Annotated in this window: 23 protein-coding genes; 8 read left to right on the forward strand and 15 right to left on the reverse strand. The window is 74.3% G+C overall.

The features are described 5' to 3' along the window. Positions 1-35 precede the first annotated feature (35 nt). The 3 genes from NOSIN_RS06930 to NOSIN_RS06940 are packed head-to-tail and all read right to left on the reverse strand — an operon-like array spanning position 36 to position 2,537. The gene (locus NOSIN_RS06930) at positions 36-1,343 is read right to left on the reverse strand and encodes a glycosyltransferase (protein WP_077689943.1); all 1,308 of its coding nucleotides are present in this window, start codon (positions 1,341-1,343) and stop codon (positions 36-38) included. Next, positions 1,340-1,954, reverse strand: a complete 615-nt coding sequence (locus tag NOSIN_RS06935) for a TetR/AcrR family transcriptional regulator (protein ID WP_077689944.1) — start codon at positions 1,952-1,954, stop codon at positions 1,340-1,342. Before NOSIN_RS06935 ends, NOSIN_RS06930 begins: the two co-directional genes overlap by 4 nt. Before the next feature lie 31 nt (positions 1,955-1,985). Next, the gene (locus NOSIN_RS06940; RefSeq protein WP_077689945.1) at positions 1,986-2,537 is read right to left on the reverse strand and encodes a hypothetical protein; all 552 of its coding nucleotides are present in this window, start codon (positions 2,535-2,537) and stop codon (positions 1,986-1,988) included. 139 nt (positions 2,538-2,676) lie between these two features. Between NOSIN_RS06940 and NOSIN_RS06945 the strand changes: the two genes are divergently transcribed. Genes NOSIN_RS06945 through NOSIN_RS27980 form a run of 3 tightly spaced genes read left to right on the forward strand, consistent with a single transcriptional unit; the run spans position 2,677 to position 5,916 of the window. Next, positions 2,677-3,363: a TetR/AcrR family transcriptional regulator gene (locus NOSIN_RS06945; protein ID WP_077689946.1), complete on the forward strand. Its 687-nt coding sequence runs from the start codon at positions 2,677-2,679 to the stop codon at positions 3,361-3,363. Beyond that, on the forward strand, positions 3,356-4,279 hold the full coding sequence (locus NOSIN_RS06950) for an ABC transporter ATP-binding protein (protein WP_077689947.1): 924 nt from the start codon (positions 3,356-3,358) through the stop codon (positions 4,277-4,279). The genes NOSIN_RS06945 and NOSIN_RS06950 overlap by 8 nt, the downstream gene beginning before the upstream one ends. Then, a complete protein-coding gene (locus NOSIN_RS27980; protein ID WP_077689948.1) occupies positions 4,276-5,916 on the forward strand; it encodes an antibiotic ABC transporter in 1,641 nt (546 codons plus the stop codon). The genes NOSIN_RS06950 and NOSIN_RS27980 overlap by 4 nt, the downstream gene beginning before the upstream one ends. A gap of 72 nt (positions 5,917-5,988) precedes the next feature. Here NOSIN_RS27980 and NOSIN_RS06960 read toward each other — a convergent pair whose 3' ends face one another. Then, complete coding sequence (locus NOSIN_RS06960; protein ID WP_077689949.1) at positions 5,989-8,526, reverse strand: ATP-binding protein; 2,538 nt, start codon at positions 8,524-8,526, stop codon at positions 5,989-5,991. Positions 8,527-8,774: 248 nt separating this feature from the next. Here NOSIN_RS06960 and NOSIN_RS06965 point away from each other — a divergent pair, with 248 nt between their 5' ends. Next, entirely contained in the window at positions 8,775-9,503 is a 729-nt protein-coding gene (locus tag NOSIN_RS06965; RefSeq protein WP_077689950.1) for a response regulator, read from the forward strand. Positions 9,504-9,634: 131 nt separating this feature from the next. Further along, on the forward strand, positions 9,635-10,939 hold the full coding sequence (locus NOSIN_RS06970) for a TrkH family potassium uptake protein (RefSeq protein WP_143833026.1): 1,305 nt from the start codon (positions 9,635-9,637) through the stop codon (positions 10,937-10,939). Positions 10,940-11,006: 67 nt separating this feature from the next. Here NOSIN_RS06970 and NOSIN_RS06975 read toward each other — a convergent pair whose 3' ends face one another. After that, positions 11,007-11,921: a helix-turn-helix domain-containing GNAT family N-acetyltransferase gene (locus tag NOSIN_RS06975; RefSeq protein ID WP_077689951.1), complete on the reverse strand. Its 915-nt coding sequence runs from the start codon at positions 11,919-11,921 to the stop codon at positions 11,007-11,009. Positions 11,922-12,028: 107 nt separating this feature from the next. Between NOSIN_RS06975 and NOSIN_RS06980 the strand changes: the two genes are divergently transcribed. Both NOSIN_RS06980 and NOSIN_RS06985 read left to right on the forward strand, forming a co-directional pair. After that, complete coding sequence (locus NOSIN_RS06980; RefSeq protein WP_077689952.1) at positions 12,029-13,369, forward strand: FAD-dependent oxidoreductase; 1,341 nt, start codon at positions 12,029-12,031, stop codon at positions 13,367-13,369. 8 nt (positions 13,370-13,377) lie between these two features. After that, positions 13,378-14,625 (forward strand): MFS transporter, encoded by a 1,248-nt coding sequence (locus tag NOSIN_RS06985; protein WP_375539648.1) that lies wholly within the window; start codon positions 13,378-13,380, stop codon positions 14,623-14,625. Here NOSIN_RS06985 and NOSIN_RS06990 read toward each other — a convergent pair. From NOSIN_RS06990 to NOSIN_RS07000, 3 genes are all read right to left on the reverse strand, one after another. Next, complete coding sequence (locus NOSIN_RS06990; RefSeq protein WP_077689954.1) at positions 14,597-15,673, reverse strand: ArsO family NAD(P)H-dependent flavin-containing monooxygenase; 1,077 nt, start codon at positions 15,671-15,673, stop codon at positions 14,597-14,599. The genes NOSIN_RS06985 and NOSIN_RS06990 overlap by 29 nt on opposite strands. A 103-nt stretch (positions 15,674-15,776) precedes the next feature. Then, positions 15,777-16,859 (reverse strand): ACR3 family arsenite efflux transporter, encoded by a 1,083-nt coding sequence (gene arsB / locus NOSIN_RS06995; protein ID WP_077689955.1) that lies wholly within the window; start codon positions 16,857-16,859, stop codon positions 15,777-15,779. After that, positions 16,859-17,170: an ArsR/SmtB family transcription factor gene (locus NOSIN_RS07000; RefSeq protein ID WP_077689956.1), complete on the reverse strand. Its 312-nt coding sequence runs from the start codon at positions 17,168-17,170 to the stop codon at positions 16,859-16,861. The genes arsB and NOSIN_RS07000 overlap by 1 nt, the downstream gene beginning before the upstream one ends. Positions 17,171-17,358: 188 nt before the next feature. On the opposite strand from NOSIN_RS07000, the gene NOSIN_RS07005 reads away from it, so the two are divergent. Then, complete coding sequence (locus tag NOSIN_RS07005) at positions 17,359-17,790, forward strand: arsenate reductase ArsC (protein WP_077689957.1); 432 nt, start codon at positions 17,359-17,361, stop codon at positions 17,788-17,790. A 24-nt stretch (positions 17,791-17,814) separates the two neighbouring features. On the opposite strand, the gene NOSIN_RS07010 is transcribed toward NOSIN_RS07005, so the two are convergent. The 7 genes from NOSIN_RS07010 to NOSIN_RS07040 form a co-directional block, all read right to left on the reverse strand. Further along, positions 17,815-18,744: a universal stress protein gene (locus NOSIN_RS07010; protein ID WP_077689958.1), complete on the reverse strand. Its 930-nt coding sequence runs from the start codon at positions 18,742-18,744 to the stop codon at positions 17,815-17,817. A 411-nt stretch (positions 18,745-19,155) separates the two neighbouring features. Beyond that, positions 19,156-20,844: an ABC transporter ATP-binding protein gene (locus tag NOSIN_RS07015; RefSeq protein ID WP_077689959.1), complete on the reverse strand. Its 1,689-nt coding sequence runs from the start codon at positions 20,842-20,844 to the stop codon at positions 19,156-19,158. After that, positions 20,841-22,517 carry an ATP-binding cassette domain-containing protein gene (locus tag NOSIN_RS07020; RefSeq protein ID WP_077689960.1) on the reverse strand — a complete coding sequence of 559 codons (1,677 nt, stop codon included), beginning with the start codon at positions 22,515-22,517 and terminating at the stop codon, positions 20,841-20,843. Before NOSIN_RS07020 ends, NOSIN_RS07015 begins: the two co-directional genes overlap by 4 nt. Continuing rightward, entirely contained in the window at positions 22,514-23,437 is a 924-nt protein-coding gene (locus tag NOSIN_RS07025; protein ID WP_077689961.1) for a nitroreductase family protein, read from the reverse strand. The genes NOSIN_RS07020 and NOSIN_RS07025 overlap by 4 nt, the downstream gene beginning before the upstream one ends. A 181-nt stretch (positions 23,438-23,618) precedes the next feature. Further along, on the reverse strand, positions 23,619-25,049 hold the full coding sequence (locus tag NOSIN_RS07030; protein ID WP_227014449.1) for a YcaO-like family protein: 1,431 nt from the start codon (positions 25,047-25,049) through the stop codon (positions 23,619-23,621). Next, positions 25,046-26,044 (reverse strand): CocE/NonD family hydrolase, encoded by a 999-nt coding sequence (locus tag NOSIN_RS07035; RefSeq protein WP_077689963.1) that lies wholly within the window; start codon positions 26,042-26,044, stop codon positions 25,046-25,048. The genes NOSIN_RS07030 and NOSIN_RS07035 overlap by 4 nt, the downstream gene beginning before the upstream one ends. Next, complete coding sequence (locus tag NOSIN_RS07040; protein ID WP_077689964.1) at positions 26,041-26,931, reverse strand: hypothetical protein; 891 nt, start codon at positions 26,929-26,931, stop codon at positions 26,041-26,043. The genes NOSIN_RS07035 and NOSIN_RS07040 overlap by 4 nt, the downstream gene beginning before the upstream one ends. Positions 26,932-26,942 lie beyond the last annotated feature (11 nt).

The raw sequence follows: 26,942 nt of genomic DNA on the forward strand, positions 1-26,942 counted from the left end.
GGCGTACCCGGCGTGCGCCGTACGGGTGCTGTGGCTCAGGCGGTGTCCCGCCGGCCGGCGACCTGCTCCAGCAGGCGCACGGCCGCGTGGGCACCGCCTTCGGCGCGTACCCGCTCGCCCAGGACGCGTGCCCGCTCCACGGTTCGCGCGTCCCCGACCGCGCGGGACAGGGCCCGGGCCAGCGCGTCCTCGGTCAGCCGCTGGCCGCGCAGCGGGGCGACGGCGGCACCGGCGGCGTGGGCCCGCCGGGCCCAGAAGGGCTGGTCGCCCCAGAAGGGGCACACCACCTGGGGCCGGCCCGAGGCGAGCGCGGCTCCGGTGGTTCCGGCCCCGCCGTGGTGCACGATCGCCGAGCAGAGGGGGAAGAGCCGCTCGTGCGGGGCCTTGTCGATGGTCAGGACGTGGTCCCCGTCCGCCGCGGAGTCCGTTTCGGTGGCGATGCCGCCCGATCCGGAGGCGAGGACGGCGCGCACCCCCGCCCGGCGGGCGGCCGCGGCCACCATGCGCCCGGTGGCGGCCGGGTCGGCGGTGGGCAGGCTGCTGAAGCCGACGAACACCGGCGGACTCCCGGCGCCGAGGAACTCCTCCAGTTCGGCGGAGGGCTCCCACTCCCGGTCCGGCGGCGGGAACCAGAAGCCGGTGGTGTGCACCTGCGGCGGGTAGTGCGTCCGCGGGGGCAGCAGGTGGCGGCTGAAGGCGTGCAGGACGGTGGAGGGGGTCCCGTCGGGCTGGCGCAGCGGGTCGTGCCGCCCCGGTCGCGGGGGCAGCCCCATCCCGCGCACGCGGAACTCCTCGGCCACCGAGCGCTGGCCGCGCAGGGCCAGGGCGGTGAGCCGGTACGTCACCGGATTGAGCGCGTCCGGCAGCCAGGACGGCCAGGGCACGCCGGGGGCGGGGAAGGCGCGGGTGGACACCCACGAGGGCTGTAGGGCCACCGGGACCGAGGGCACGCCCAGGCGTTCGGCGACGTGCCCTCCCGGCATGCCGGGGAGGTGCGCGACGAGGTCGGCGCCCCCGTCGACGACGTGGACCATGTCGTCGTGGACCCGCCGCATGAGCGGGGTGATCCTGCGCAGGAGCGCGACCGTGTGGGCGGCGCCGCGCAGCCCGCGCAGGCCGGTGTCCATCACACCGCTCAGTTCGGGGTCGCCGATGAGCGCGGTGGGGCCGTCGTCCACGGGGCGGTAGGCGACGCCGTGTTCGGCGGCGAGCGGGGCGGAGGCCGCGGGGCCCGCGACCACGCCGGTGTGCCCGGCGGCCTCAAGTGCCCGGGCCAGGGCCAGGAAGGGCTGGACGTCTCCGCGGGTGCCGTGGGTGAGGAGGAGGACGTGCACGCCGTTCATTCCTTTCGGGGGGTCAGGCCCCGCGCGACGATGTCGACCAGCAGGTCGAGGGTCTGGGGGTAGTGCTCGGGCGAGGCCAGGCGGTCGGCGTTCATGGGCAGGAGCAGGACCGCCTGGATGACGCCGGTGATCGCGGCGGGGTGGGCCTTCACCAGGTCCCCGCTCCCGAGCCCGGCCGCGACGAACTCCGCGAGGGCGTTCGCGGGGTTGTCGGGGGAGGCGTTGACCCGGGCGGGGTCGACCTTGCGGACGACCGCGTCCATCTCCTCGGGGTGGGTCATGAGCCGTCCGTAGAGGGGGTTGGACCCCAGTTCGTCCAGGCTGGCGCGCAGGAAGCGCCGCAGCCCCTCCCGTACGTCGTCGGTGCTGGTGAGGGCCCCGTCGATGACGCGCTCCCTGACCTCGGCCATCTGGCGCAGCATCAGTTCCAGGTAGAGGGCCTCCTTGGAGTCGAAGAAGACGTAGAAGCTGCTCTTGGCGATGCCGGCGGGCGCGACGAGTTCCTCCAGGGAGGTCTTGCGCAGGCCCCGTGTGGTGAACAGGGCGCGGCCGGACTCCAGCAGCAGGGCGGTGATGCGTTCCTTCTCCTGCTCGGAGAACGCGGGTGGCATGGTGGTCTCCTCCTCGGCCGGTGGTTCCCGGTCACCGTGCGGTGGCCGGTGCGTGCTCCTCCCGCCCCCCGTTCCGGTGCCCGCCGGTCAGGGACAGGGGGAGCGAGCGCCACCGTGCCACGGCGACCACGGCCGCGGTCATCACGACCATGCCCAGGCCCAGGGGGAGCAGGGTGGCCAGGCCGTCCTGTCCGGAGTTGGCGACGGTCCAGGCGATCTTGAGTGCCAGGCCGCCGTTGATCACGATCAGTCCCCATCCCAGGGAGCGGTGCCAGAAGGCCGCGCACAGCGAGCCCAGCAGCGCGGGTACCAGCGGCAGGGTCGCCCAGGTGACCCAGGTGGGGTCGGCGAACAGCTTCCTCTCCATCTCCAGGACCCCGGCCATCGCCGGGTCGATGCTCTCGGGCGCCGGGAACCAGAAGAAGCTGGACAGCATCGCCGCGATGGTCAGGGACAGCAGGACGGGCCTGTGCGTCCAGCAGAAGTAGGCGATGGGCAGGAAGAACAGCGGCCGGACGTACCAGCTCAGCGGGTTGAGGTGGCGCGGCCAGGCCCAGGCGAGGAAGTCGGTGAACAGGTCCATGGGAGGTGTTCCGTTCTGCTTGGTGGCTTGGAACCATGAAAACACTTTAGATATTTGTTTTCAAGAGTAGGGCGGGCCTTGTCCGGAATGCGTGCTACACATACGTGTAGTTTGCTACACGAGCGTGTAGTCTGAGGGTATGAGCTCCACACCACCCAATCCGCACGAGGACCTCACCGGGCGGGCGCGCATCCGCGACGCCGCGCTGGAGGTCTTCGCCCAACGCGGCGTCAGGGGCGCGACCGTCCAGGCCATCGCCGCCGCGGCCGGCGTGTCCACCGGCCTGATCCGCCACCACTTCGGCTCCAAGGAGGGCCTGCGCGAGGCCTGTGACGCGTACGCCATCGGCGCCCTGCTCGAACAGGCCCGGCGAGGTATGGAGGAGGACGCCGCCGCACCGGGCTTCGCGGCCTCGATGTACCAGGCCGGCGGGGCCAGCGTCCGCTACCTCGCCCGCGCGCTGGTGGAGGGCTCGCGCTCCGCCTCCGACCTCTTCGACGCCGGGGCCGACCTGACCGAGCGCTTCCTCGCCGAGCGCTGGCCCGACCGCTATCCCGCGGGCGCCCGCTCCACCCGCGACGCCGCCGCCGTCATGAGCGCCATGCACCTGGGCACCCTCGTCCTGCACACCCACATGTCCCGGCGCATGGGGGCCGATCCGCTCGCCCCCGAGCACGTCCCGCGCATCGGCACGGCCATGGTCGGGATCTACACCTCCATGGCCGACTTCCTCACCGGAGAGCAGGGTGGGCGGCTCGCCGAGTCCCTGCCCGCCGACGGCACCGCCCCCACCCCACCACCCCCACGGGAGAACAGCGATGAGTGAGGCGATCCACGTCCTCGGCCTGGTCAAGCGCTTCGGCTCCACCACGGCCCTGGACGGCCTGGACCTGAGCGTGCGCACCGGGGAGGTCCACGGCTTCCTCGGACCCAACGGCGCGGGCAAGACCACCGCCCTCCGCGTCCTGCTCGGACTGACCCGCGCCGACTCCGGCACCGCACGGCTGCTGGGCGGCGACCCCTGGCGCGACGCCGCGACCCTGCACCACCGGCTGGCCTACGTCCCCGGCGACGTCGCCCTGTGGCCCGGGCTCTCCGGAGGGGAGATCCTCGACCTGCTCGGCCGTGTGCGCGGCGGGACCGACCCGCGGCGCCGCGCCGAACTCGTGGACCGCTTCGAGCTCGACACGCGCACCCGCGGGCGCGCCTACTCCAAGGGCAACCGGCAGAAGGTGGCGCTGGTGGCCGCACTGGCCGCCGACACCGAACTGCTCGTCCTGGACGAGCCCACCTCGGGCCTGGACCCGCTCATGGAGGAGGTCTTCCGCCGGACCGTGGCCGAGGAGAGGGCCAGGGGACGCACTGTCCTGCTCTCCAGCCACATCCTGTCCGAGGTCGAGGCGCTCTGCGACCGCGTCAGCATCATCCGCGCCGGGCGCACGGTACGGAGCGCGACGCTGGCCGAACTGCGCCACCTGTCCCGCGTCACCGTCACCGCGCGGCTCACGGGTCCCCCCGACGGGCTCAGCGGCCTGCCCGGGGTGCACGACCTGGCCGTGGAGGGTCCGAGTGTGCGCCTGCACGCCGACCCGGAGGCGCTGGGAGCCCTGTGCGCGCGCCTGGCCGAGCTGGGCGTGCGCGACCTCACCGCGCGACCGCCCACCCTGGACGAGCTCTTCCTGCGCCACTACGCCGCGGAGCCCCGGGAGGGCGTCGGCACGGGCACGGGGGAGGACCGATGAGCGCGCGGGCGGCCACGGACCGGCCCCGCCCGGCCGGGCGGGGCGTGCTCCCCGCGGGCACGGGCCACCTGGTGCGGCTGGCCCTGCGACGGGACCGGGTCCTGATCGCCGTCTGGCTGACCGCCACGGCCGGGATCGTCCTCGGCGGCGTGGCGGCGGCCGAAGCCACCTATCCCACACCCGAGGCGCGGCAGGAGCGCTGGGAGCAGCTTCGCACCGTGCCCGTGTTCGTCCTGTTCCAGAGCCGGGCCTTCTCGGCCGGCGCCGAGGCCCTGGCCGCCCAGCAGGCGTTCGCCGCCGCCACGATGTGCGCCGCCCTGGGCGCGGTCCTGCTGGTGGTGCGCGGCACCCGTGCCGAGGAGTCCTCGGGAAGGCGCGAACTGCTGGCGGGAGCGCCCCTGGGCCGGCACGCGGACCTGGCGGCGGCCCTGGCCGTGGCCCTCGCCTCGGGGGCGGTGCTCGCGACGGTCGTGGCGGGCGGTCTGCTCGCCGCCGGACTGCCCGCGGCCGGAGCGGTCGCGCTGGCCCTGGTCACCGCATCGGCGGCCTGGGTGGGTGCGGGGCTGGCAGCCGTGGCGGTCCAGTTCGCCACCGGCCCGGGGGCCGCCGCGGCCCTGGCCCTGGGCGTGTTCTACGCGATGCACATGGTGCGCGGGCTGGGCGCGCTGGCGGGCGGACGGGCGCTGTGGCTGACCTGGCTGGTGCCCAACGGGTGGCTGGAGAACGTCCGCCCCTTCGCCGACGAGCGGTGGTGGGCGCTGGCCCCGGTCCCGGTCTGGGTCGCGCTGGCCGCGGCGGCGGCCCTCGCCCTGGCCGACCGGCGCGACCTGGGCTCGGGCCTGCTTCCCCGGCGGGGCGGCCCCGTGCGGGCCAAGCGGTGGCTGGGATCGGTGCCCGCCCTGGTGTGGCGGCTCGACCGGGCCTCCCTGCTGGTGTGGGCGTCGGCCGTCGCGGTCACGGGACTGGCGGTGGGCTACGCCGGGGCCGGGGCGATGGCCGAGTACGCCGACATGCCCTGGGTGCGTGCGATGGCCGCCGAGCTGCACGTGGCGCCCGCCGACACCTTCTTCGTCTACGTCGTCTTCGCGTTCGTCTTCCCGATCGCGGCCCAGGCCGTGCTCACGGCCCTGCGGGTGCGGGAGGAGGAGCGCGCCGGAACGGGCGAACTGCTGCTGGCGGGGCCCACGGGCCGGACCGGCTGGGCGCTGGCGCACGCCGCCGCCGCCGCCTTCACCGCGCCCGTGGTCCTGCTCCTCGTCCTCGGCGCCGCCGTGGGCGCGGGCTCGGGTGCGGGCGGGGGAGAGGTGTGGGCCGGCGTCGCGCGGTTCACCGCGCTGACCCTGTCCCTGGCCCCGGCCGTGTGGGTGGTCGTCGCCGTCACGGTCCTGGCCCACGGGGCGGTTCCGCGCCTGTGCGCGGCGGTGGGCTGGTCGGTGCTCGCCGTGGGGATCCTGACCGAGGTCGCGGTCAAGGCCGGGCTGGTGCCGGAGGCGCTGTTCCTGCTGGTCTCGCCCTTCGCCCACGTCAATCCCTACTACCAGTCGGTCCCGGCCGCCCACGCGCTGCTCGTGGCCCTGGCCGCCGCGCTCACGGCCGCGGGGGTGTGGGCGCTGCGCCGCCGCGACCTGCCCGTGTGAGCGCGGGAGCCGCCCGGTCGGCGGGGCGGCGCCGGTCGGCCCGTGCCGCTCCCCGGCGGTGGGAGCGCGCCGTCACCGGGAGGGGGCCTGCGCCGTGGGCAGGGTCAGGCGCAGGGTCAGCCCGCCTCCCGGGGTCGTCTCCGGTTCCAGCGAGCCGCCCATGGCCTCCATCAGCCCGCGCGAGAGCGCCAGCCCCAGCCCCAGGCCGCTCTCGTTGTCGGTGTCCCCGAGCCGCTGGAAGGGGACGAACATGCGCTCGCGCTCCTGTTCGGGAACCCCGGGGCCGTGGTCGGCGACCACGAGTTCCACCTGGTCGCCCGTCCAGGAGGCGGTGACCGTCGGCGGCCGGCCGGACGGGCTGAAGCGCAGTGCGTTGCCCAGCACGTTCGCCAGGACCCGGTCCAGCAGGCCCGGATCGGCCACGACCGGGGGCAGTTCCTCGGGGGCCCGGACCCGCACCTCGTGCCCCTGCTCGCCGAGTTCGTCCAGGGCCGAGAACACCGACTCCCTCAGCGACAGGTCCGTGACCGTCACACCCAGCACACCCGCCTGCAGGCGGCTCATGTCCAACAGGTCCGTCACCAGTCGGGACAACCGGTCCAGGGACTCGTCCGCCGTGGCCAGCAGCTCGGCCTGGACCTCCTCGCTGAAGCGCACCTCCCGGCTGCGCAGGCTGGTCACCGACGCCTTGGCCGAGGCCAGGGGTGCCCGCAGGTCGTGGCTGACCGCGGCGAGCAGCGCGGTGCGCATCCGGTCCGCCTCCGCCAGCGGCCCGGCCGTGGCCGCCTCCCTGGCCAGCCTCTCCTGGCGCAGGGCGACGGCGGCCTGGGCGGCGAACGCCTCGATGATGCGCCGGTCGCCCGCGCGGGGCCGGTGCCCGTGCAGCACCAGGGTCAGCGACTCGTCCACGGGAACGTCCACGTCGCTCTCGCCCGGGGCTTCGCACGGCCGGTCCCCGACGGAGGCGACCGTCTCCCAGGTGTCGGGGTCCTGACGGCTGTCGGGGCGCGCGGAGGTGCCGGGCCTGCGCTCCAGCAGGGCCACCGACTCCAGGGAGAAGGTCTCGCGCAACCGCTCCAGCAGCGCCTTCAGGGGCCGTGAACCGCGCAGCACGCTCCCGGCCATGGTGGCCAGCGTCTGGGCCTCGGCGCTGGCCTGCGCCGCCTCCCGCGTGCGCCGCGCCGCCTGGTCGACCACGACGCTCACCGCCACGGCCACGACCACGAACACCACCAGGGCGAGCACGTTGCGCGGGTGGCTCACGAACAGGGTCTGGTAGGGCTCGGTGAAGAAGAGGTTCAGCAGCACGAACCCGCTGAAGGCCGCCACCAGCGCGGGCCACAGCCCTCCGACCAGCGCCGCCACCGTCACCGTCGCGAAGACCAGCAGGATCCCGTTGCTGAGGTAGTCCTCGCCCCGGGGCAGGCCGGTTCCCAGCGCCAGCAGTGCCAGCGCGGCGACCACCAGCGCGTACCCCGCGATCCTGCGGCGCCGTGAGACCGACCCCGCCCTGGGGCGGCGCTGTGGCCTGTTCGCCTCCTCGTGGGTGACCAGGTGGACGTCGATCGGCCCGGACAGGGTCGTGGTGGTCACCCCGACCCCCGGCCGCAGCAGGTTGGCGAGTCTGCCGCGCCTGCTGGCGCCCACCACCAGCTGGGTGGCGTTGACACCCCGGGCGAAGGCGATCAGCGCGCTGGGAACGTCCTCGCCCAGGACCTGGTGGTAGGTGCCGCCCAGGTCCTCCACCAGCATCCTCTGCCGGGCGAGCAGGGCGGGGTCCGCGCCCACCGGGCTGCTGCCCAGGGACACGTGCACGGCCAGCAGGTCGGCGCCCCGGCTGCGGCCGGCGAGGCGGGCGGCCCTGCGGATGAGCGCCTCCCCGCCGGGGCCGCCGGTCAGGGCCACGACCACGCGTTCGCGGGGGTGCCACTCCGAGGCCGCGGCGTGCTCGGCCCGGTACCGCTCCAGCTCGTCGTCCACGCGCCCGGCCAGCCACAGCAGCGCCAGCTCGCGCAGGGCGGTCAGCGTGCCGATCCGGAAGTGCCGCCCCAGCGCCGCGTCGATCCGGTCCAGGCTGTAGACGTTTCCGTGCGCCAGCCGGCGCCGCAGCGCCTCGGGTGTCATGTCCACGAGTTCGATCTGGTCGGCCTCGCGGACCCAGGCGTCGGGCACGGTCTCGTGCTGGCGGACGCCGGTGATCTGTTCGATGACGTCGTTGAGCGACTCCAGGTGCTGGACGTTGAGCGTCGACAGCACCGTGATGCCCGCCTCCAGCAGGGCCTCGATGTCCTGCCAGCGCTTGGCGTTGCGTGCTCCCGGGGCGTTGTCGTGCGCGGGCTCGTCCACGAGCACGACCTGCGGGCGGCGGGCGAGCACCGCGTCCAGGTCCATCTCCTCGAACCGCTCCCCCCGGTGGGTGAGCACCGCGCGCGAAACGACCTCCAGGTCGTCGACCATGGCCTGCGTCAGCGTCCTGCCATGGCTCTCCACGAAACCGATCACCACGTCGGCGCCGCGGTCGCGGCGCCTGTGTGCCTCGTCCAGCATCCGGTAGGTCTTGCCCACACCGGGTGCCGCACCCAGGTAGACGCGCAGATGGCCGCGTGTCATCGTGTACCTCCTTCCCGCCCCATCCTCCCCGGCCGCGGGGACGGTTTCGGACATTCGGCTGCTAACAGGACGCTAATTCCCGTCCCGTCGGTGCTAAGGGGTCGTTATCGCGCTTGCCCGCACGTGCCGCGCCCGCGCAGAGTCGATGCGGCGCCGCGCCACGGGAGGGCCCGGCCGCGGCGCTCCTACCATCGGGAACAGGCCCCCATCCGGGGCCGGGGAACCCGGACGGGCGAGAACGGACCACCATGGACACGGAGACCAGTACGGACACGGGCGGAGGGGCGCCCGCGGTCCTGGTCGTCGACGACGACCCCCTCATCCTCAGGACGCTGGAGGTGAACCTGCGCGCCCGCGGCTACACCGCCTACCTGGCCGACACGGGCGAGCGCGCGCTCAAGCTCGTCGCCCGCTACCGTCCCGACCTGCTCCTGCTCGACCTGGGGCTGCCCGGGATGGACGGCCTGGAGGTCCTGCGGGGACTGCGCGGCTGGACGGACGTGCCGGTGGTCGTGCTCTCGGGGCGCGACACCGAGGCGATGAAGGTCGAGGCGCTGGACATGGGCGCGGACGACTACGTGATCAAGCCCTTCGGCATGGACGAGCTGTTCGCCCGTGTGCGCGCGGCCATGCGCCGCTCCACGGTGCCCGAGTACGAGGAGCCGGTGGTCACCGCGGACTTCACGATCGACCTGGCCGCCAAACAGGTCGTCAAGGACGGTGACCCGGTGCGGCTGACGCCGCGGCAGTGGCACATCGTGGAGGTCCTGGCGCGCAACCCCGACCGCCTGGTCACCCACAAGTACCTGCTCAACGAGGTGTGGGGGCCCTCCTACGGGCGCGAGACCAACTACCTGCGGGTGTTCATGACCAAGATCCGCCAGCGCCTGGAGCCGGACCCGCCGCGTCCGCGCTACTTCCTCACCGAGCCCGGACTGGGCTACCGGTTCCGGCCGGAGGGGACCGGCGGGGTGTGAGCGCCGACACGGACAGACCCCCGGCGAATCCACGCACCTCATGCACCTCACGCGTCCTGGTCCGGTTCAGCGCCGTCGCGGACCGGAGGCTGCGCGGCCTGACCCGGTGGGCCCAGCCGCCCCAGCTCACGGTGGCGGCCTTCGGCGCCCTGGTCCTGGTCGGAGCGGTGCTGCTGTCGCTGCCTTCGGCCGTGGACGGCGGGGAGCGGGCGTCCTTTCCCACCGCCCTGTTCACCGCCGCCTCGGCGGCCAGCGTGACCGGGCTGGTGGTGGTGGACACCGCCGCCTACTGGTCGGCCTTCGGCGAGGTGGTGGTCCTGGCCCTGATCCAGGTCGGCGGGTTCGGCATCATGGCGCTGGCGACGGTGCTGACGCTGGTCGTGGGGCGGCAGATGGGGCTGCGGATGGCGCTGCGCACCGGTTCGGAGACCAAGGTCGTCACGCTGGGCGAGGTGCGCCAGGTCGTCACGGGAATCCTCGCGGTGACGGTGGTCTTCGAGACGGTCCTGGCGGTCGTGCTGACGCTGCGCTGGTGGCTCGGCTACGGGCTGTCGTTCGGCGAGGCCGTCCACACCGGGACCTTCCACGCGATCTCGGCCTTCAACAACGCCGGGTTCTCCCTGTACTCCGACAGTATGACGGGCTTCGCCACCGACCCGTGGATCACGGTGCCCATCGCCCTGGCCGTGGTCGCGGGAGGGCTCGGGTTCCCCATGTGGGTGGAGCTGTGGCGCTTCACCCGGCACCGCGGGGAGCACCGCCACTGGTCGGTGCACGCCAAGATCACCCTGGCGATGACCGGGGTCCTGCTGGTGGTCGCCTTCGTCGCCTTCCTCGCCCTGGAGTGGGCCAACCCGGCGACCATGGGCGGCCTGGGGCTGCGCGGCAAGCTCCTCACCGCCTTCTTCCAGGCGGTGATGCCGCGCACGGCGGGTTTCAACAGCCTCGACTTCGGGGCGATGAACACCCAGACGCTGCTGGTCACCGACATCCTGATGTTCGTCGGCGGCGGCAGCGCGGGCACGGCCGGGGGCATCAAGGTGACCACCTTCGCTGTGCTGGCCTTCGTGGTCTACGCCAACGTGCGCGGGGAGCCGACGGTGCACATGGCGGGACGCCGGCTGTCCGAGGGCACCGCCTCCCAGGCGACCACGGTGGTGCTGCTGGCGCTGGGCCTGGTCCTTGCGGCGACGCTGACACTGATGACCGTCACTCCGTTCACGCTGGACCAGGTCCTGTTCGAGACGACGTCGGCCTTCGGCACGGTCGGGCTGTCCACGGGCATCACCGGCGACCTGCCGCTCGTGGGCGAGCTGGTCATCGTCTTCCTGATGTTCGTGGGCAGGATCGGGCCGATCACGCTGGCCTCCGCCCTGGCGCTGCGTCGCCGCGTCCGCGTCTACGAACTGCCCCAGGAGAGGCCGATCGTCGGCTGAGGGGCCGACGGGACCACCGGGTCCGCCGCCCGGCCCGCCCCGTCGAACGCGCCGCCCCCGGTGCCGGTCAGGACCGCGGGGCCTCCTGGGGAGCGCAGCCGCAGGCGGCGGTGGGACCGGTGGAGCACTCCTCCCCTGCCGGGCGCCGCCGCTCCAGCAGGACCGTGTCCCGCCAGACACCGTGGTGCCGGGCGATGCGCTCGCGCACGCCGACGGTGCGGAAACCGGCCTGGTGGTGCAGGGACAGGCCGGCGCGGTTCTCGGGGAAGACCGAGGTCTGCAGGGTCCACAGCCCGGCGTCGTCGGCCTCGGTGACCTGCCGGTACAGCAGCGCCCTGCCCACGCCCCGGCCGCGCGCGTCCTCGGCGACGTAGACGGAGGTCTCGGCGACCCCGGAGTAGGCCTCGCGGGCGGAGACGGGCGCGGCGGCGGCCCAGCCCACCACCCGGCCGTCGCGCTCGGCGACCCAGCGGTGCCCGTCGCTCCACCTGTCCCTGAGGGCGTCCACGCCGGGGACCTCGGTCTCGAAGGTGGCGTTCCCGGTGGCGACGCCCTGGGCGTAGATGTCGCGCACCCGTTCCAGGTCGGTGTCGGCCATGGCCCGGGTGGTGACGTCGACGGGCAGGTCGGTGGGGCAGCAGGGGCGGGAGTTGAGCATGCCCATGACGGCGTCGGCGGCGTGCGGCAGGCCCGTGCAGCAGGTCGGGTTGATGGCCACGCGCGTGGAGGTGCCCGCCCGGGTCATGGTCACGAAGCCGACCTCGGCGAGTTTGCGCAGGTGGTGGGAGACGGTCGGCTGGCGGATGCCCACCGCGCGGGCGAGTTCGCCCACGCTGATCGACCCCGGGTGGGCGGCGACGGTGTGCAGCAGGCGCACGCGCATCGGCTCGGCCAGGCAGGCGAACCACGCGGCGTAGGTCTCGGCGTCCTGTGCCGGGAGCGTCTCGGGTGCGGGTACTGGGGCGGAGCTCGTCACGGTCATGCCCCCATTATCAGTGATGATCTATATCGACGAAAGTCGATGTTGCGTTCATCGATCGGTGTCTATATGGTTCTCTTCATAGACACCAGTCGATGAAAGGGTGTGTCATGGTCGACGAACGTCCGGTCGTGGTGATCGGTGCCGGTCCCGTGGGGCTCGCGGCGGCGGCGGAGCTGGCCGAGCGCGGGTTGCCCGCGCTGGTCCTGGAGAAGGGGGACGGCGCCGGAGCGGCGGTGCGCGAGTGGGGGCACGTACGCCTGTTCTCCATGTGGCGCGACCTGGTCGATCCCGCGGCGGAGAAGCTGCTCACCGCCACCGGCTGGCGGCGCCCCGCCGACGAGGGCTATCCGACCGGCCGGGAGTGGGCCGATGCCTACCTGGCCCCGCTCGCCGACGTCCTGGGGGAGAGGGTGCGCTTCGGCGCCGAGGTCACCGGCGTCAGCCGCCTGGGGCGGGACCGGGTGGTCGACGCCGGGCGGGAGGAGCAGCCCTTCACCGTGCGGGTGCGCACCGACCACGGCGAGGAGCGGATCCTGGCCCGCGCGGTCGTGGACGCCTCCGGAACCTGGGGCTCGCCCAACCCGGTGGGCGGCGACGGCCTGCCCGCGCTGGGCGAGGCGGCGGTGGCCGGACGCCTCTCCTACCGCGTTCCCGACCTGGCCGACCCCGGGGCGCGTGCCCGCCACGCGGGCCGCACCACGGCGGTCGTGGGCCGGGGCCACTCGGCGCTGACCGCCCTGGTCTCCCTGTCCGCGCTGGCCGAGCAGGAGCCCGGGACCCGTGCTGTGTGGGTGCTGCGGCGCGGGGAGGTCGGCGACGCCTTCGGCGGGGGCGCGGCCGACCAGCTCGCCGCGCGCGGCGCCCTGGGACAGCGCGCGAAGGAGGCCGTGGACGCCGGACACATCCGGGTGGTCACGGGGTTTCGCACCGCCGAGGTCCGGTCGGAGCGGGACGGGCGCCTGGTGCTGGTGGACGAGGGCGGACGCGCGCTGGAACCGGTGGAGGAGGCCGTGGTGCTGACCGGGTTCCGTCCCGACCTGTCCCCGCTGTCGGAGATCCGGCTGGGGCTGGACACCACGTTGCAGGCCCCGGTGGGCCTGGCCCCGCTCATCGACCCCAACGTGCACTCCTGCGGCACCGTCTACCCCCACGGGGCCGAGGAGCTGGCGCACCCGGAGGAGGGGTTCTTCCTGGCGGGGATGAAGTCCTACGGGCGCGCTCCCACCTTCCTCACTCTGACCGGGTACGAGCAGGTGCGCAGTATCGCCGCCCACCTGGCCGGTGACCGTGAGAGCGCGGCCCGGGTGGAGCTGACCCTGCCCGACACGGGGGTGTGCGGCGGCGCGGGCCTGTTCGACGAGGCCGACACCCCCGAGGAGGCGCAGGGCGGCTGCTGCGGCCCCGTCCCGCAGACGGTCGACCTGGGCCGGTCGGCCCCGGTGGCGTGACACGCGTGATCTCCGACGCCCTCGGTGTGCCCGCGCGGGTCCTGACCGCCGCGCGGGCGCACCGGGGGCTGGTGACCCTGTGCGTCACCGTCACCACCAGTTACGGAGTGCTGTTCTACGCCTTTCCGGTCCTGTCCCCGGCCATCGCCGCCGACACCGGCTGGACCCTGACCACGGTCACCGCGCTGTTCTCGGCCTCCCAGGTCGTGGCCGGCCTGGGCTCGGTCGCGGTGGGGCGGTGGCTGCACCGCCGCGGTCCCCGCCCGGTCATGACGGCCGCCGCCCTGGTGGCGGTCCCGTCGCTGGCGGTACTGGCGTCGGCGGGCGACCTGTGGCTCTTCGGCGCGGCCTGGCTGGCGGCCGGGGCGGCGATGTCCGGACTGTTCTACCCGCCCGCCTTCGCAGCCCTGACCCACTGGTACGAGCAGGGGCGGGTGCGGGCGCTGACCGCGCTGACCCTGGTCGCCGGGCTGGCCAGCACCGTCTTCGCCCCGCTCACCGCCGCCTTGGAGCAGGCGTGGGGATGGCGCGGCGCCTATCTGGTGCTCGCGGCCGTGCTGGCCCTGGTGGTGGTCCCGCTGCACGCCTTCGCCCTGCCCCCGGCCTGGAGCGCGCCGGTCGCGCACGGGGGTTCCGGTGCGCCGGGGGCGGCGGTGCGGGCCGTGGTCCGCGGCAGGGCCTTCTGGGCGCTGACCGCGTCCCTGGCACTGGGATCGCTGACCGTGTACGCGGTCGTGGTCAACCTGGTCCCCCTCCTGGCGGCCCGGGGGCTGGACGCCGCGACGGCGGCCTGGGCGCTGGGCCTGGGAGGTGTGGGACAGGTGCTGGGCCGCCTGGTCTACGCGCCCCTGGAGCGGAGGTCGGCCCCCGTTCCCCGGGCGGTGGCCGTGCTGGGCGCCTGCGCGGCCACGACCCTGCTCCTGGCCCTGGTTCCCGGCCCCTGGGCGGTGCTCATGGCCGTCGCGGTGCTGGCGGGCATGGCGCGCGGCGTCCTCACCCTGCTGAAGGCCACCGCCGTGGCCGACCGCTGGGGGACCGGCGGCTACGCCGCGATCAGCGGCCTGATGCACCTGCCGCTGATGCTGGCCGTCGCCCTGGCCCCCTGGATCGGCGCGGCCCTGGCCGGGGTCCTGGGCGGTTATCCGGCGGCGTTCGCCGTGCTGGGAGCCCTGGCGGCCGTGGGCGCGGCGACCGCGCTGGCCAGCGGTCCCCGCCCGCGTCCGCCTCCTATCCCTCCCGGGCGAGGGCGCCGGTGATCTCGGCGACGGTGGCCTTGGCGGTGCGCCCGGCACCGATGAGGGTGGCCGAGGCGGGCCCGGTCCAGTCGCCGTAGCCCAGCAGAAACAGACGGGGCTCGTCCACCGCGCGGGTGCCCTCCAGGGCGATCCGGCCGCGGCCGTCCGCCAGGCCCAGCGGGGCGAGGTGGTCCAGGACCGGCCGGAAGCCCGTGCACCACAGGACCGCGTCGCACTCCAGGGAGGTGCCGTCCGCCCAGGCCACCCCGGTGCGGGTGAGCCGCTCGAACATCGGCTCGGCCTTGAGCGCGCCGCGTTCGCGCGCTTCCCGCACGCCGGGCACCACCACGATGTCGCCCAGGTCGCCGAAGCCCTCCACCGGCCGGCCGGCCCCCGCGGCCCGCTGGCTCCGGGTGGCGATGTCGAACAGGGCGCGGCCGTCCACGTCGTCGGGCAGGAACCGGGGAGGGCGAAGGGTGGCCCAGGTGGTCTCGGCTACCTGGGAGAGTTCGGCCAGGATCTGGGCCGCGGAGTTGCCGCCGCCCACGACCACCACCCGCCGCCCGGCGAACTCCTCCGGACCCCGGTAGTCGACGGTGTGCTGCTGTTGGCCCTCGAACTCCTCCCGGCCGGGGACCCGCGGGACGTGGGGCGCGCGCCAGGTCCCGGTGGCGCTGACGACGTACCGTGCCCGCCACGTCCCCTCGCGCGCGATCACCCGTAGCGCACCGTCCGCCCGCTCGACCCGTCCCACGTGGACGGGGCGGTGCACGGGCAGGCCGTAGCGGCGCTCGTACTCGGTCAGGTACCAGGCCACGTGTCGTGCGCTCGGGTACTCGTGCCCCTCCTCGGCGGGCATCCACCAGCCCGGCAGCATGCTGTGCCCGGCGGGGGAGAACAGCCGCAGCGAGTCCCAGTACCCGTTCCAGGAGCCGCCGGGGCCGGTGCGCTCGTCCAGGACGACGAAGTCCAGGCCCGCCCGCCGCAGGAAGTACCCGGCGGCCAGCCCGGCCTGTCCGCCGCCGACCACCGCCACGTCGTGTACGTGTTCCGCGCCGTTCGTCTCCACCGCTCTCCCCCTCGTCGCGTGCGTGCGAGCACCCTCGTCCCGGCTCCCCGGGGCCCGCGCACACCGAACCGTGTGCGGGCCCCGGCCGCCCCGGCCACCGCCGCTAACGCGGTGCGGGCGCGAACCTCCTGCGCCAGGCCAGGGACACGTACACCAGTCCCACCAGCACCGGCACCTCGATCAGCGGCCCCACCACACCGGCCAGCGCCTGGCCCGAGGTGACCCCGAAGGTGGCGATGGCCACCGCGATGGCCAGCTCGAAGTTGTTGCCCGCCGCGGTGAAGGCCAGCGTGGCGGTGCGGTCGTAGCCCAGTCCGATCGCCTTGCCGAGCGCGAACGTACCGAACCACATGATCACGAAGTAGGCCAGCAGCGGGACGGCGATCCGTGCCACGTCCAGGGGCTGACTGGTGATCGTGCCGCCCTGCAGCGCGAACAGCAGGACGATGGTGAACAGCAGCCCGTACAGCGCCCACGGACCGATCCGGGGCAGGAACGCCGACTCGTAGCGCTCGCGGCCCATCCGGCGCTCACCGAGCGTGCGGGTGGCGAATCCGGCCGCCAGCGGGATGCCGAGGAAGATCACCACGTTGAGGGCGATCAGCCAGGGCGAGGCGTCCAGGCCGCCGGTGTCCAGGCCCAGCCATCCGGGCAGCAGGTCCAGGTAGAACCAGCCCAGCAGTCCGAAGACCAGTACCTGGAAGACCGAGTTCAGCGCGACGAGCACGGCCGCGGCCTCGCGGTCGCCGCAGGCCAGGTCGTTCCAGATGATCACCATCGCGATGCACCGGGCCAGGCCGACGATGATGAGTCCGGTGCGGTACTCGGGCAGGTCGGCAAGGAAGATCCAGGCCAGCGCGAACATCACCGCCGGGCCCACGAGCCAGTTGACCACCAGGGAGGAGACCAGCAGCCGCCGGTCGCTGGTGACGGTGTCCAGGCGGTCGTAGCGGACCTTGGCCAGCACCGGGTACATCATCACCAGCAGGCCCAGGGCGATGGGCAGGGAGATTCCGCCGACCTCCATCGCGGCCAGGGCCTCGTTCAGGCCGGGGACCAGGCGTCCCAGGCCCAGGCCGACGGCCATGGCGAGCAGGATCCACACCGCCAGGAACCGGTCCAGCGTGGACAGCTTTGCCACGACGGAAGGGGCCCCGGCTCCGGTCGTCTCGTGGGGGGCGGCCATCAGCAGGGCCTCCTGTTCTCGTGGGCGTCGGCGGAGCGGGCGGTCCGGGCCAGTTCGGCGAGTGCCCCGGACAGCGACTCCAGGGACTCCGGGCGCAGCCGGTAGTAGGTGTAGCGCCCGCAGGGCTCGGTCTCCACCACCCCGGCCTCGCGCAGGACCCGCAGGTGGTTGGACAGGTTGGTCTGGCGCGCACCGGTCTCGTCCATCAGGTGCGTCGTACACAGGGTCTCGCGGGCGAGCAGGGCCACGATCCGCAGCCTGAGCGGATCGGCCACCGCCTTGATCACATCAGCATCGACTGACATCAGCATGCGGTGATATTATCGCATCACCATTGGCTGATGCGAAGTGAGCGGTCCGCCCCGAGCCCACGGTGTCCCGGCCGACGGCTCGCGCGGGGTCCGCGACGAGGTCGGCGCGCAAGTGGGGAAGCCCCGACCCCGGTGGCCGTCCCGATCGCCACCGCCACCGCCACCGCATCCGAGGAGGAAGAGGCACCATGACCAGCACCGACAAGCCGTCCGTCCTGTTCGTGTGCGTCCACAACGCGGGACGCTCCCAGATGGCCGCCGCCTGGCTCGCCCACCTGGCCGGGGACCGCGTCGAGGTCCGCTCCGCCGGGTCCGCGCCCGCCGACGCGCTCAACCCCGCCGTGGTCGAGGCCATGGCCGAGGTCGGCGTCGACATCACCGACCAGCACCCCAAGATCCTCACCACCGAGGCCGTCGAGGCCTCCGACGTGTGCGTGACCATGGGCTGCGGCGACACCTGTCCCGTCTTCCCCGGCAAACGCTACCTCGACTGGACCCTGACCGACCCCGCCGGACGGGGGGTGGAGGCCGTGCGGCCCATCCGCGACGAGATCAGGGAGCGCGTCGAGGGGCTCGTCGCCGAGATCGCCCCCGCCGAGGGGAGCGCCTCCCCGCGCTGACACCGGCCGGCCCCGTGCCCGGAGTCACTCGTTCTCCGCCGCATGCCTGGGCAGCACCGCGACGGGCACCGTGGCGCCGTGCAGGACGCCCTGGCTGACCGAGCCCAGCACCAGGCCGCGGAGACCGCCCATGCCCCGCGAGCCGATGGCGATCAGGTCCGCGTCGGCGCCCGCCTCCACCAGCGCCTCCACCGGGTTGTGCCGGGTGCGCACGGCGCTGACGTCCACGCCCTCGGTGGCGTCGTCCACGACCTCGGCCAGGACCCCGGACACCAGTTCCTCGGAGTGGCGCTCCAGCAGGTCGTCGGGCGGGGCCCAGCCCGACGCGGTCAGGGACTCGGTGTCGAAGGGCAGCGGAACGTTCCAGCTGTGCACCACCACGACCGAGGAGCCCTCGTGCGCCGCGGCCCGGTGCATCGCGAAGTCCAGGGCGCGCCGGGAGTCCACCGAGCCGTCCACGCCGACCACGATCCTCTCCGGCCCCGGGTGCTGGACGGGGCGCTCCCCGCGGCGGGGGACGACCACCACCGGGCACTCCGCCCTGGAGGACAGCCGTATCCCGCAGGAGCCCGCCAGCGCGGTGCGCACCGAGCCCAGACCGCGCGAGCCCACGACCACCATGTCCCTCCGCCCGGTGCGGAGCAGCAGCGCCTGCGAGGGATCCTCCAGGGCCAGCTCCGTCTCCACCCTCAGTCCGGGCCGCAGTTCCCGCGCGTGCTCGGCGGACTCGTCCAGGACCCGGCGGCCCTGTTCGGCGATCTCCTGTGAGGGATGGAAGCGGGTGGGGGTGGTGTAGACCGACATCACCAGCGGCATGGACAGGGCGTGCACGACGTACAGCGGCAGGCCCCTGTGCCCGGCCTCGGCGGCCGCCCACTCCAGGGCGCCGCGCGCCGAATCCGACCCGTCGACGCCCACCGCGACCTTGGGGGAGGGCGTTCGTTCCTCAGCCATGTCCTCGCCTCTCGTCCGGCAAGGGCGCGTTCCGCGGATACGCGGAGGCCGGGAGGCCCCGTGCCCCGGGGCCGGACGTGCTCCGGCGGCGCGGCGGACGGCGCCCTTGCCTGTGCTTCCCCCCTCCGATACCCGGCTCACCTGGAGGGCAGTCGTGCGGATGCTCCCGAGTTCGTGCTTCCGAGGCGGCGGCACCGGATCCCGCCCCGGCAGGGGAGGGGCCGCACCGGGCGGCGAAAGCCGTCCCTGCCCGGCCCGGCTCGGGACGGCGGCCCGGACCACGGCACTTCGGCATGTGCGGGCGGCTGCGCAAGCGGCGGCCGAGGGCCGACCCGCCGGGCCCGTGCGGGTACCGCCGTCCCGGACTCCAACGGCGACGGGGCCCGAGGTGGGGACGGCCGCTTCGCGGAGTCAGCCACCTGGTCTCCGTACGGCGTGCGGGGCCGCGGCCACGTCGACGACGCGTTCGAGGCGTGCGAGGGTCTCGGCCCGGTGGGACGCGATGAGAACGGTGCCGTGGAACTGGGCGATGACGTCGGACACCAGTCGTTCGGTGGCCGGGTCGAGGCTGGCGGTGACCTCGTCCACGAGGAGGACACGCGGCCGGCGTGCGAGGGCGCGGGCCAGGCAGAGGCGTGCTCTCTGCCCGCCGGACAGCCGCACACCGCCCTCTCCGAGTTCGTCGTCAAGACCGATCCAGGCGGCGGCTTCGACGCGTTCGAGCAGGGCGTTCAGGTCGCCGTCGGACCGTGGTCCGCAGCCGCGCAGCAGGTTGTCGCGCACGGTGCCGTGGAAGAGTGTCGCGTCCTGGTCGACCAGGGCGACGGCCTCCCGCAGTGCCGCCTCGTCCAGATCGGCGACGGGGACGCCCCCGCCGTCCGCGGTGACGAGCTCGACGGTGCCCGCCGAAGGGTCCCAGAGGCGGGCCGCGAGGGCGATCACGGTGCTCTTGCCCGAACCGGAGGGGCCGACCAGCCCGACGTGCTCGCCGGGGGCGAGTCCGGCGGACCAGGACGTGAGCGTTGGCCGTCGGCCTTCGTAGGAGAAGGACACGTCCCGGAAGCGGAGGCCGAGGGGTCCGGCGGGCAGCGGCCGCGGAGCTCGGGGGACGGCGACGACCGGGGGGCGGTTGATTCCGGCGGCGACGCGTTCGGCTCCGGAGACGAGCGGATGCAGCCGGGTGAGGGTGTCGGTGGCGTCCACGATCGCGGCGATGCCGACCAGGGCCAGGGCGACCAGCGCGGGCAGTTCCGCGGGGGCCAGCCGTACCGGGACGTCCGCCGACAGCACGCCCGCGGCGGTGGCGCTGGTGGCGATGACGCCGATGACCACGGCGGTGAGGACGAGTTCCCGCAGGGCGGTGACCAGGTGCGACAGCAGTTCGCGCCGTTGCGCGACCGTGGCGGCGCGTGCGGTGGCGGCGCTGGTCTCGGCGATGATGCGAGGGGCGAGTCCGTAGGCGAGTACCTCGCGCAGGGCACCCAGCGCGTCCACGATGTGCTCGGACAGGTCCGACCGCTCCTGCTGTTCCCGCTCGCCCAGCCGCCGGGCGGCCCGCGCCCAGTACAGTGCGCTGCTCGCCACGACGGCGGCGCCCAGGAGCATGACGAGCGCGGCCTCGGGCAGCAGCAGGGACGCGGTCACGAGTGAGGCGGTGAACAGGGTGAGCGAGGCGCCGAGCTGGGCGACCGTGTGGGCGTAGAAGAACTCGAGCTTTTCGATGTCGTCCATCGCGACCGCCGCCGCGCGTCCGGAGTGCTCGCGGCGCCGACCGGGAACGCTGCGCGCGTAGGCGTCGAACAGCGCCATCCGCAGCCGCGCCAGCACGCGGTAGGCCAGGGCATGGGAGACGTCCATCTCCCGCCAGGTCAGGAGCACGCGCAGCAGCACGAGTCCGAGGACCAGGGCCCACCAGAGGGGCCCGGGCGGCGTGCGCTCCACGACGGCGTGGCCGACCGCCCATGCCGTGAGGACGGTCAGGCCGGCCAGGCCGAGCGCGCTCATGGTGCCGAGCAGGTAGATCCAGGCCATCCCCCGCCATTCGGGGCGCAGGACGGGCAGCAGTGCGCGAAAGGCCCGGAACGCGGAGAGGGTGTTCACGAGGTGCTCCTGTACAGGTGTCCGGAATCGAGGCTGAACACGTCGGGAACCCCGGTGAGGGTCTCGGAGCGGTGACTGATCATGAGGACGACGCGGTCGCGGGCGACACGGTGCAGAGTTCGGACGACGTCCGCGGAGCGGTCGGCGTCCAACGCGCTCGTCGGCTCGTCCACCAGCAGGACGGGGCGCCGTGCCAGCAGTGCGCGGGCCAGGGCGAGGCGTTGGCGCTGTCCGCCCGACAGGCTGGTGCCGGCTTCGGTGACCTCGGTGTCGAAGCCGCGCGGGAAGCGCTGGATCTCGTTGAGGACTCCCGCGTCGCGGCAGGCCTCGACGAGGTCCGCCTCCGTGGTGGTCCCGGTGACCGCGAGGTTGTCGCGGACGGTCCCGGCGAAGAGCACCGGCCGCTGGGAGACCACGGCGATGTCGAAGGCGCGGAGCGGCCGCCCGTCGAGGTCGATGCTTCCGGTGCGCGGGGTGAGGAAGCCGAGGAGTAGGTCGAAGAGGGTGGACTTTCCGGCCCCGGAGGCCCCGACGATCGCGGTGAGGGAGCCCCGTCGGGCCGTCAGGTCGAGGTCGTGGATGACGTCCACGTGCGCGCCGGGGTAGCGGAAACTCAGACCGGTCACCCGCAGCGCGTCCGCCGTCCTGCCCCGGGCCGTCCGGCCGTCCCCGTGGCCGGACGCGGTGTGTTCTGGGGCGTCGTGGTCCGGGGCGGTGGCGCGCCGCTCGGTGAAGGCCCCGAGCCGCTGGAGGCCGGGGACCGCGGTGAGGCCGAGGAATCCGGCGTGCCAGTGCCGCGAGAGGTCCCGGATGGGACGGAACGCCTCGGAGGAGAGCAGGAGGATCAGGTAGACCTCGAGGGCGGGGGCCTGCCCGGTGACCGCGTGGACGACGGCGACGGCGGCGGCGGCGACCGCTCCCCCCTGGACGGCCGCGTCGGTGACGGACGTCTCGCCCAGGGAGACGCGCATCACGCGCTCGGTGGCCCTGCGCAGCGCCTCCGAGCGGTGGTCCAGCCGCCTGCGGGTGCCGGACACGTCGCCGAGTGTGCGCAGGGTGGCCATGCCGCGCAGGGATTCGAGCAGGTCGGCGCTGAGCGCCTCGTAGCTGTCCCAGTGGTCGAGTCCGCGCCGGGCCGTCGTCCGCTTCCACGCCATGGGCCCCAACAGCGCGAACACGACCCCGGCGGCGACGCACAGGCCCGCCCACGGTGAGAGCGAGAACAGGGCGGTCACGACGATCGGGCAGGTGAGGAGTAGTTGCACGATCGCGGGAACGTACTTGGAGACGTAGGCGTCGATGCCGTCGACACCGTCACCGAGGCTGGCACGCATCGAACCGTCTCGGGCCGCCGTGTCGTGCAGCCGCTCGGGCACGAGCGCGGCCTCCATCGCGCGGCGGCGGACCGCCTGCCTGACCCGGCCGCCCAGATGCGCGGCGGCCGACGCCTGGGCCAGGGAGAGCGCCAGGCGCAGCAGCGCGATCCCGAGGATCAGCGACAGCGCGAGGAGTACGTCCTGGGCCTGGCCGCGCAGCACCGCCGACATCGACCAGGCGACCGCCACGGCCTGCCCGACGTGGGTGAGGAAGACGAGGACCAGCAGGGCGGCGCTCCGTGCCAGAGCCGCGGGAAACCGGGCCGCCTCCCGCCACAGCAGGGGAACGATCATCATGCGGCTGACTCCTTGTCGAGGGCGTGTCCGCCGGGGAGCATCGCCAGGGCGTGGACGGTCCAGCGGTCGCGCGAAGCGGTGAATCCCGATATCGGACGGCAGCGCCATCGCCCGGACAGCGCGCCCGCGTAGCACAGGCCGGCCGCGGCCCGATGGGCCCGCCACAGGGCCTGGGCGAACTCGGCGGCGGGCGTGTCCACCGCGACGGACCACGTCTCCAACCGGTGGGCCCCGAGGACCCAGGCCTGCCCGGAGGCCCTCGCGACGTCAACGGCCCGCGGGTCGTGGGCGCGCGCCGCGGCCTCGAACTCGCCGGTCGCCGGGGAGCGCCTCGCGGCCAGGGCGTCCCCGCGCCCGGGTACGACCGACCAGGAGCCGGGCAGTTCGACGGTGGCCAGCGGGATCTCCGGCGCGAGCCCGCGCGCGAGCCACCGGCCGTGCTCGGCCGCGCGCGGGACGCCGAGCAGGTCGCGCAGCCACGGTCCGGGGCCCAGCCGTACCGCGGAGGGGGCCGGAGCGCACAGGAACTCCACCGCGGCCAGGGCGTAGGCGGTGTCCGCGATCCACAGCGGCCAGGCCCGGTGACGGTACCGGCCGAAGCTGCGACCGGGTTGCACGCTCAGGACCAGGTGGGTCCCCGTCACGTCGGTGCCCGTACCCGGGACGTGCCAGCCCGCCTCCCGTTCGCGGGCCTCGTCGCGTCGGTGGAGGGTGCCGTCCTCCAGGTCGAAGGCGTACCGCCCCGCGTCCAGGGGGCCGTCCGCACCGACGACCAGGTGGGTGCGCACGGGGTAGGCCGCGCCCGCGGAGGGCACCGGACGCCTGCGGACACGGGTCACCGTCCCGTCGGCCAGGCGGTGGTGCCCCGCGCCGCGCCACAGGCCGTCGAGCAGGGCGCGTTCGCGGGCCGGTACCGCCACCGGGTCGGCTCCGGCACGGTGCCAGGGACTGGCGCGCGGTCCGGGCGGAAGGGGCGGTCCCGGTGCCTCGGCCGAGAAGGCGCGTGCGAGTGCGGGCGGCAGGCGCGAGGGCTCCGCCGCACCGCGCCTCGCACCGTAAGGAGATGGGGTCGATGGGAGGGGAAGGGGCATGGGTGCGGCCTCACATGTGCGGGGGCGGGACGAGGGTGAGGCCCGCGGGGCTCCCGTCCCAGGAGGTGCGCCACCCTCGTTCGAGGGCCGCGTGCTCGAAGCGGGGCATACCGAGATAGGCGAAAGCCGCGGGGGCGTTCGGGACGAGCCCCGTGACGAAGCTCCGCACCACCCGCAGCGAGGTGCGACGGACATCGCTCGTCGTCAGGTCGCGGGTGAGGACGCGGTGTCCGCGGTCGGCCAGCCGCCGGTGGACCTCGTCCATCGACACGGCCGGCACCTCGGTGACCGGCCGGAGCCCCAGAGCCGGTGCCGTGAAGCGCCGGGCCTGGCCGTGGACCCGGGGGTCGAGCCAGATCTGGACGTGCGCGCCCAGGTCGATGACGTGCTCGCACTGGGCGCCGGCGGCGTCGAGGTAGGCGGCGTCGGCGCGGAAGTCGAGGTGGAGGCCGCGGGCCATCAACCCCTGTTCGACGGCACGGAAGACCCACCCGTCGGCGTCGGTGCAGCCCTGGGTGTAGACCCATGTGTGGACGGCTTCGAGGACGGCCTTGCGGGCGGCCCTCACGGGATCGAGCGCCGCGGAGAACCCCGCGGCGTACAGGCCGCGTTCCCTGTCGTGCACGAGTGCGGCCACGGCGGGGGCGAACTCCGAGGGCATGGCCGTCAGGAACACGTCCAGGGAGCTGCCGCCCAGGTCGTCGGCCAGTCCGGGAACGCTGGCGGGGTCGATCCCGAAGGTGGGTCCGTCCAGGTGCCACCACAGTTCGAGGGCGTCGCGTTCGATGATCTCCAGGACTCCTCGGTCCCTCGCGTCGTCGGCCCCCTGCCCGGTGGCGATTCCGGCGTAGTTCAGGTGGTGCACGCGCGGCAGGTGGCGAAAGCGCGACTGCCGCCAGTTGAGGTAGACCAGCGAGGCCGGCATCCAGACCTCGGCGCCGTCGCGCTCCTCGCAGCGCGCCCAGAGGGCGGGGGTGTCCTCGGTGAGGGGCTGGTAGGGGAACCCGGCCCGGGCGTACTGCCACGGAGCGAACCGGGGCAGGTCCTCCAGGCCGACCGGGCGGCGGCCCGCGGCCAGCAGTTCCGCGCGGGACCCGGTGCGCAGTTCGTCGGGAGGAAGGTCGGCGGGCAGCCAGTTCCCGCAGTAGCGCTCGACCCCCTCGGCGATCGCGGCGATCCTGGCCTGCCCGGCGTCGTCGAAGGACGTGCCCAACGAGACGCGGTCGGCCGGCCACTCGCCGAGCTGCCGGGCATCGGCGACGGCCGCGGTCAGCCCCATGTAGGAGGTGGGAGCGCCGGCGGGGTGCGTCACGGCCCGCACGGAGCGGATGACTCCGCATTCGGGGTCGACCAGCGAGTCCACGGGCAGGGGGTGGTCGGCCCGGGCCGTAGCGGTCCCGGCGGTCCCCGGGCGGGGCCGCCCGGTCGTGGTGGGGGTCAAGGTGAGGTCCTTTCGTGGCGCCATGCCTCTGACGCGGGATCGAGGGTCGACCGGGTGTGGGGCGTGGACGCGGCCGTGAGGATCCCGGTCCACTCCGCCGGGGAGCCGGGCAGTCCCCGGGCCGCCAGCCACGGGTCGATGATGTGGGTCAGTCCGCCCGCGGCCGAGATGCGGGCCCGCAGGGCCTGGTCGGCGACGCCGCCGACCAGCCGGTGCCCCCAGGGGCCGCTGGCGAAGTGGCTCGGGGCTCTCCACTCGCGTGCGAGCCGCCGGGCGTCGTCGTGGAAGAAGTCGTCATCGCCGCTGACCACCAGTAGCGGCACGTCGACGTGGCCGTAGCGTGATGCCGGGTCCACGCGGTCCGCGCTCCACAGCCTCCGCCAGCCGGTCGACGCCGATGGCGACCAGCCCCAGTTCTCGGCGGCCTCGACCACGCCCTGCCTTCGCGCCTGCGCGACGCGTCGGTCGAGTTCGGCCGCGGACAGCGGGCGTTGGGAGCGCCGGTGGCGTCCGTGTTCGTGCCACCATCCGATCCGGTGCAGGATCTGCGGGGAGCCCTCGTGGTCCCACGCGGTCTCGGCCAGCCCGAGGGCGGGGACGAGGGCGATGATCGCCGCGACCGGGCACGCGCCGTCGCGCGTCACGGCCCGGGCCGCCTCGAGTGCGGTGTGAGCGGCGTACGAGGCGCCGAAGAGGACCAGCGGCAGCCCTCCGTACTCGTCGAGCAGGTGGGCGAGCACCTGGCCGCCGTCCTCCTCCTCGTGCGTGTAGGGGGACCAGGCCCCCGCTGACCTGTACCGTCCGCGCACGTCCTGGACGAGGCAGTGGTAGCCGCGGGCGTTCCACGAGCGTGCCGTCGCCACGTGCTGGTCGGCGTCGTAGGGGGTGCGGATCACCACGATGCCTTCCGGGCTCCCGCATTCCCACATCCGCCCGCGCAGGACCGTGCCGTCGCGGCCCCGGCACAGGTGTGCGCGTCCGAGCTCCTCCGTCATACCCGCCGACGCGCCCCTCGGTCGACGGAGGACGGCGGGTCGTAGGCCAGTACCGGGTGCTCGCTGACCGTGCCGGTGGCGGTGACCAGTTTCCACAGCGTGGTGCGGTAGCCCTCCAACGCGTCAGACTCCTGTGCCCAGGCGAGGGCCAGGGTGAGGAGCCGGCTCACCACCAGCGTGTGTGCGGCGGCCGAGGCGGGCGCGGCGGCCACGGCCGCGCGCCGCCAGGTGTCGAGTTCCCGGGGAGTGAAGCTCGCCGCCAGGCGTCGCCGGTACACCTGCTCGGCTCCGGGGTCGTCCCCGTCGAGGCAGATCGGATCGACGAAGCAGTTCTCGCCCTCGCGGTAGGCGCGCAGCCAGGCCACGCCCTGGCTCGGCAGCGTGTCGAGCCGGTCCCAGCCGACGCGCTCCACGGGGGAGTCCGCGTACGCGACCACCAGTCCCCATGGCCGGGTGCCCCCTCCTCGGGGGACGGCCGTGCCGCCGCCCCGGCGACCGCCGTCGGCCGCTCCGTCCATCGTGGAGAGCAGGGCCCCGCCGTCGGTGTGGCGGGTGACGGCCGCGCCCCAACCGGCCAGGGCGTCGGCCACCGCGTCGATGAGCGGGCCCCCGCCGACCAGGGCGACCTCGCGCCGAGGACCCGGCCAACGGCGCTGCGCGTCCTCCTCCTCGAGCGCGGACATCCTCGCCCGAAGCGCCTCGGCGTACGCGGAGGCCTCCCCGTCACCGTCCGAAGCGCCGGCCAGGGCGTCCAGGAGACCGGGCGGTGGGGACACGAGACGGAGGAAGCGCCCTGAGGAGGTGCGTACGACACCGGTGCCTCCGCTGTCGACGATGACGTGCGCGCCGGTCCCCGGCACACGGGCGATGGATGGTTGTGGGAGCAAGGCGACCTCTC

The organism is Nocardiopsis sinuspersici (assembly GCF_001998325.1).
Taxonomy (GTDB): Bacteria; Actinomycetota; Actinomycetes; order Streptosporangiales; family Streptosporangiaceae; genus Nocardiopsis; species Nocardiopsis sinuspersici.

Coding starts and splice junctions, on each gene's coding strand:
- NOSIN_RS06930 (WP_077689943.1), bottom strand. CDS start 1,343: ATGAACGGCGTGCACGTCCTCCTCCTCACCCACGGCACCCGCGGAGAC.
- NOSIN_RS06935 (WP_077689944.1), bottom strand. CDS start 1,954: ATGCCACCCGCGTTCTCCGAGCAGGAGAAGGAACGCATCACCGCCCTG.
- NOSIN_RS06940 (WP_077689945.1), bottom strand. CDS start 2,537: ATGGACCTGTTCACCGACTTCCTCGCCTGGGCCTGGCCGCGCCACCTC.
- NOSIN_RS06945 (WP_077689946.1), top strand. CDS start 2,677: ATGAGCTCCACACCACCCAATCCGCACGAGGACCTCACCGGGCGGGCG.
- NOSIN_RS06950 (WP_077689947.1), top strand. CDS start 3,356: ATGAGTGAGGCGATCCACGTCCTCGGCCTGGTCAAGCGCTTCGGCTCC.
- NOSIN_RS27980 (WP_077689948.1), top strand. CDS start 4,276: ATGAGCGCGCGGGCGGCCACGGACCGGCCCCGCCCGGCCGGGCGGGGC.
- NOSIN_RS06960 (WP_077689949.1), bottom strand. CDS start 8,526: ATGACACGCGGCCATCTGCGCGTCTACCTGGGTGCGGCACCCGGTGTG.
- NOSIN_RS06965 (WP_077689950.1), top strand. CDS start 8,775: ATGGACACGGAGACCAGTACGGACACGGGCGGAGGGGCGCCCGCGGTC.
- NOSIN_RS06975 (WP_077689951.1), bottom strand. CDS start 11,921: ATGACCGTGACGAGCTCCGCCCCAGTACCCGCACCCGAGACGCTCCCG.
- NOSIN_RS06980 (WP_077689952.1), top strand. CDS start 12,029: ATGGTCGACGAACGTCCGGTCGTGGTGATCGGTGCCGGTCCCGTGGGG.
- arsB (WP_077689955.1), bottom strand. CDS start 16,859: ATGGCCGCCCCCCACGAGACGACCGGAGCCGGGGCCCCTTCCGTCGTG.
- NOSIN_RS07000 (WP_077689956.1), bottom strand. CDS start 17,170: ATGCTGATGTCAGTCGATGCTGATGTGATCAAGGCGGTGGCCGATCCG.
- NOSIN_RS07005 (WP_077689957.1), top strand. CDS start 17,359: ATGACCAGCACCGACAAGCCGTCCGTCCTGTTCGTGTGCGTCCACAAC.
- NOSIN_RS07010 (WP_077689958.1), bottom strand. CDS start 18,744: ATGGCTGAGGAACGAACGCCCTCCCCCAAGGTCGCGGTGGGCGTCGAC.
- NOSIN_RS07020 (WP_077689960.1), bottom strand. CDS start 22,517: ATGATGATCGTTCCCCTGCTGTGGCGGGAGGCGGCCCGGTTTCCCGCG.
- NOSIN_RS07035 (WP_077689963.1), bottom strand. CDS start 26,044: ATGACGGAGGAGCTCGGACGCGCACACCTGTGCCGGGGCCGCGACGGC.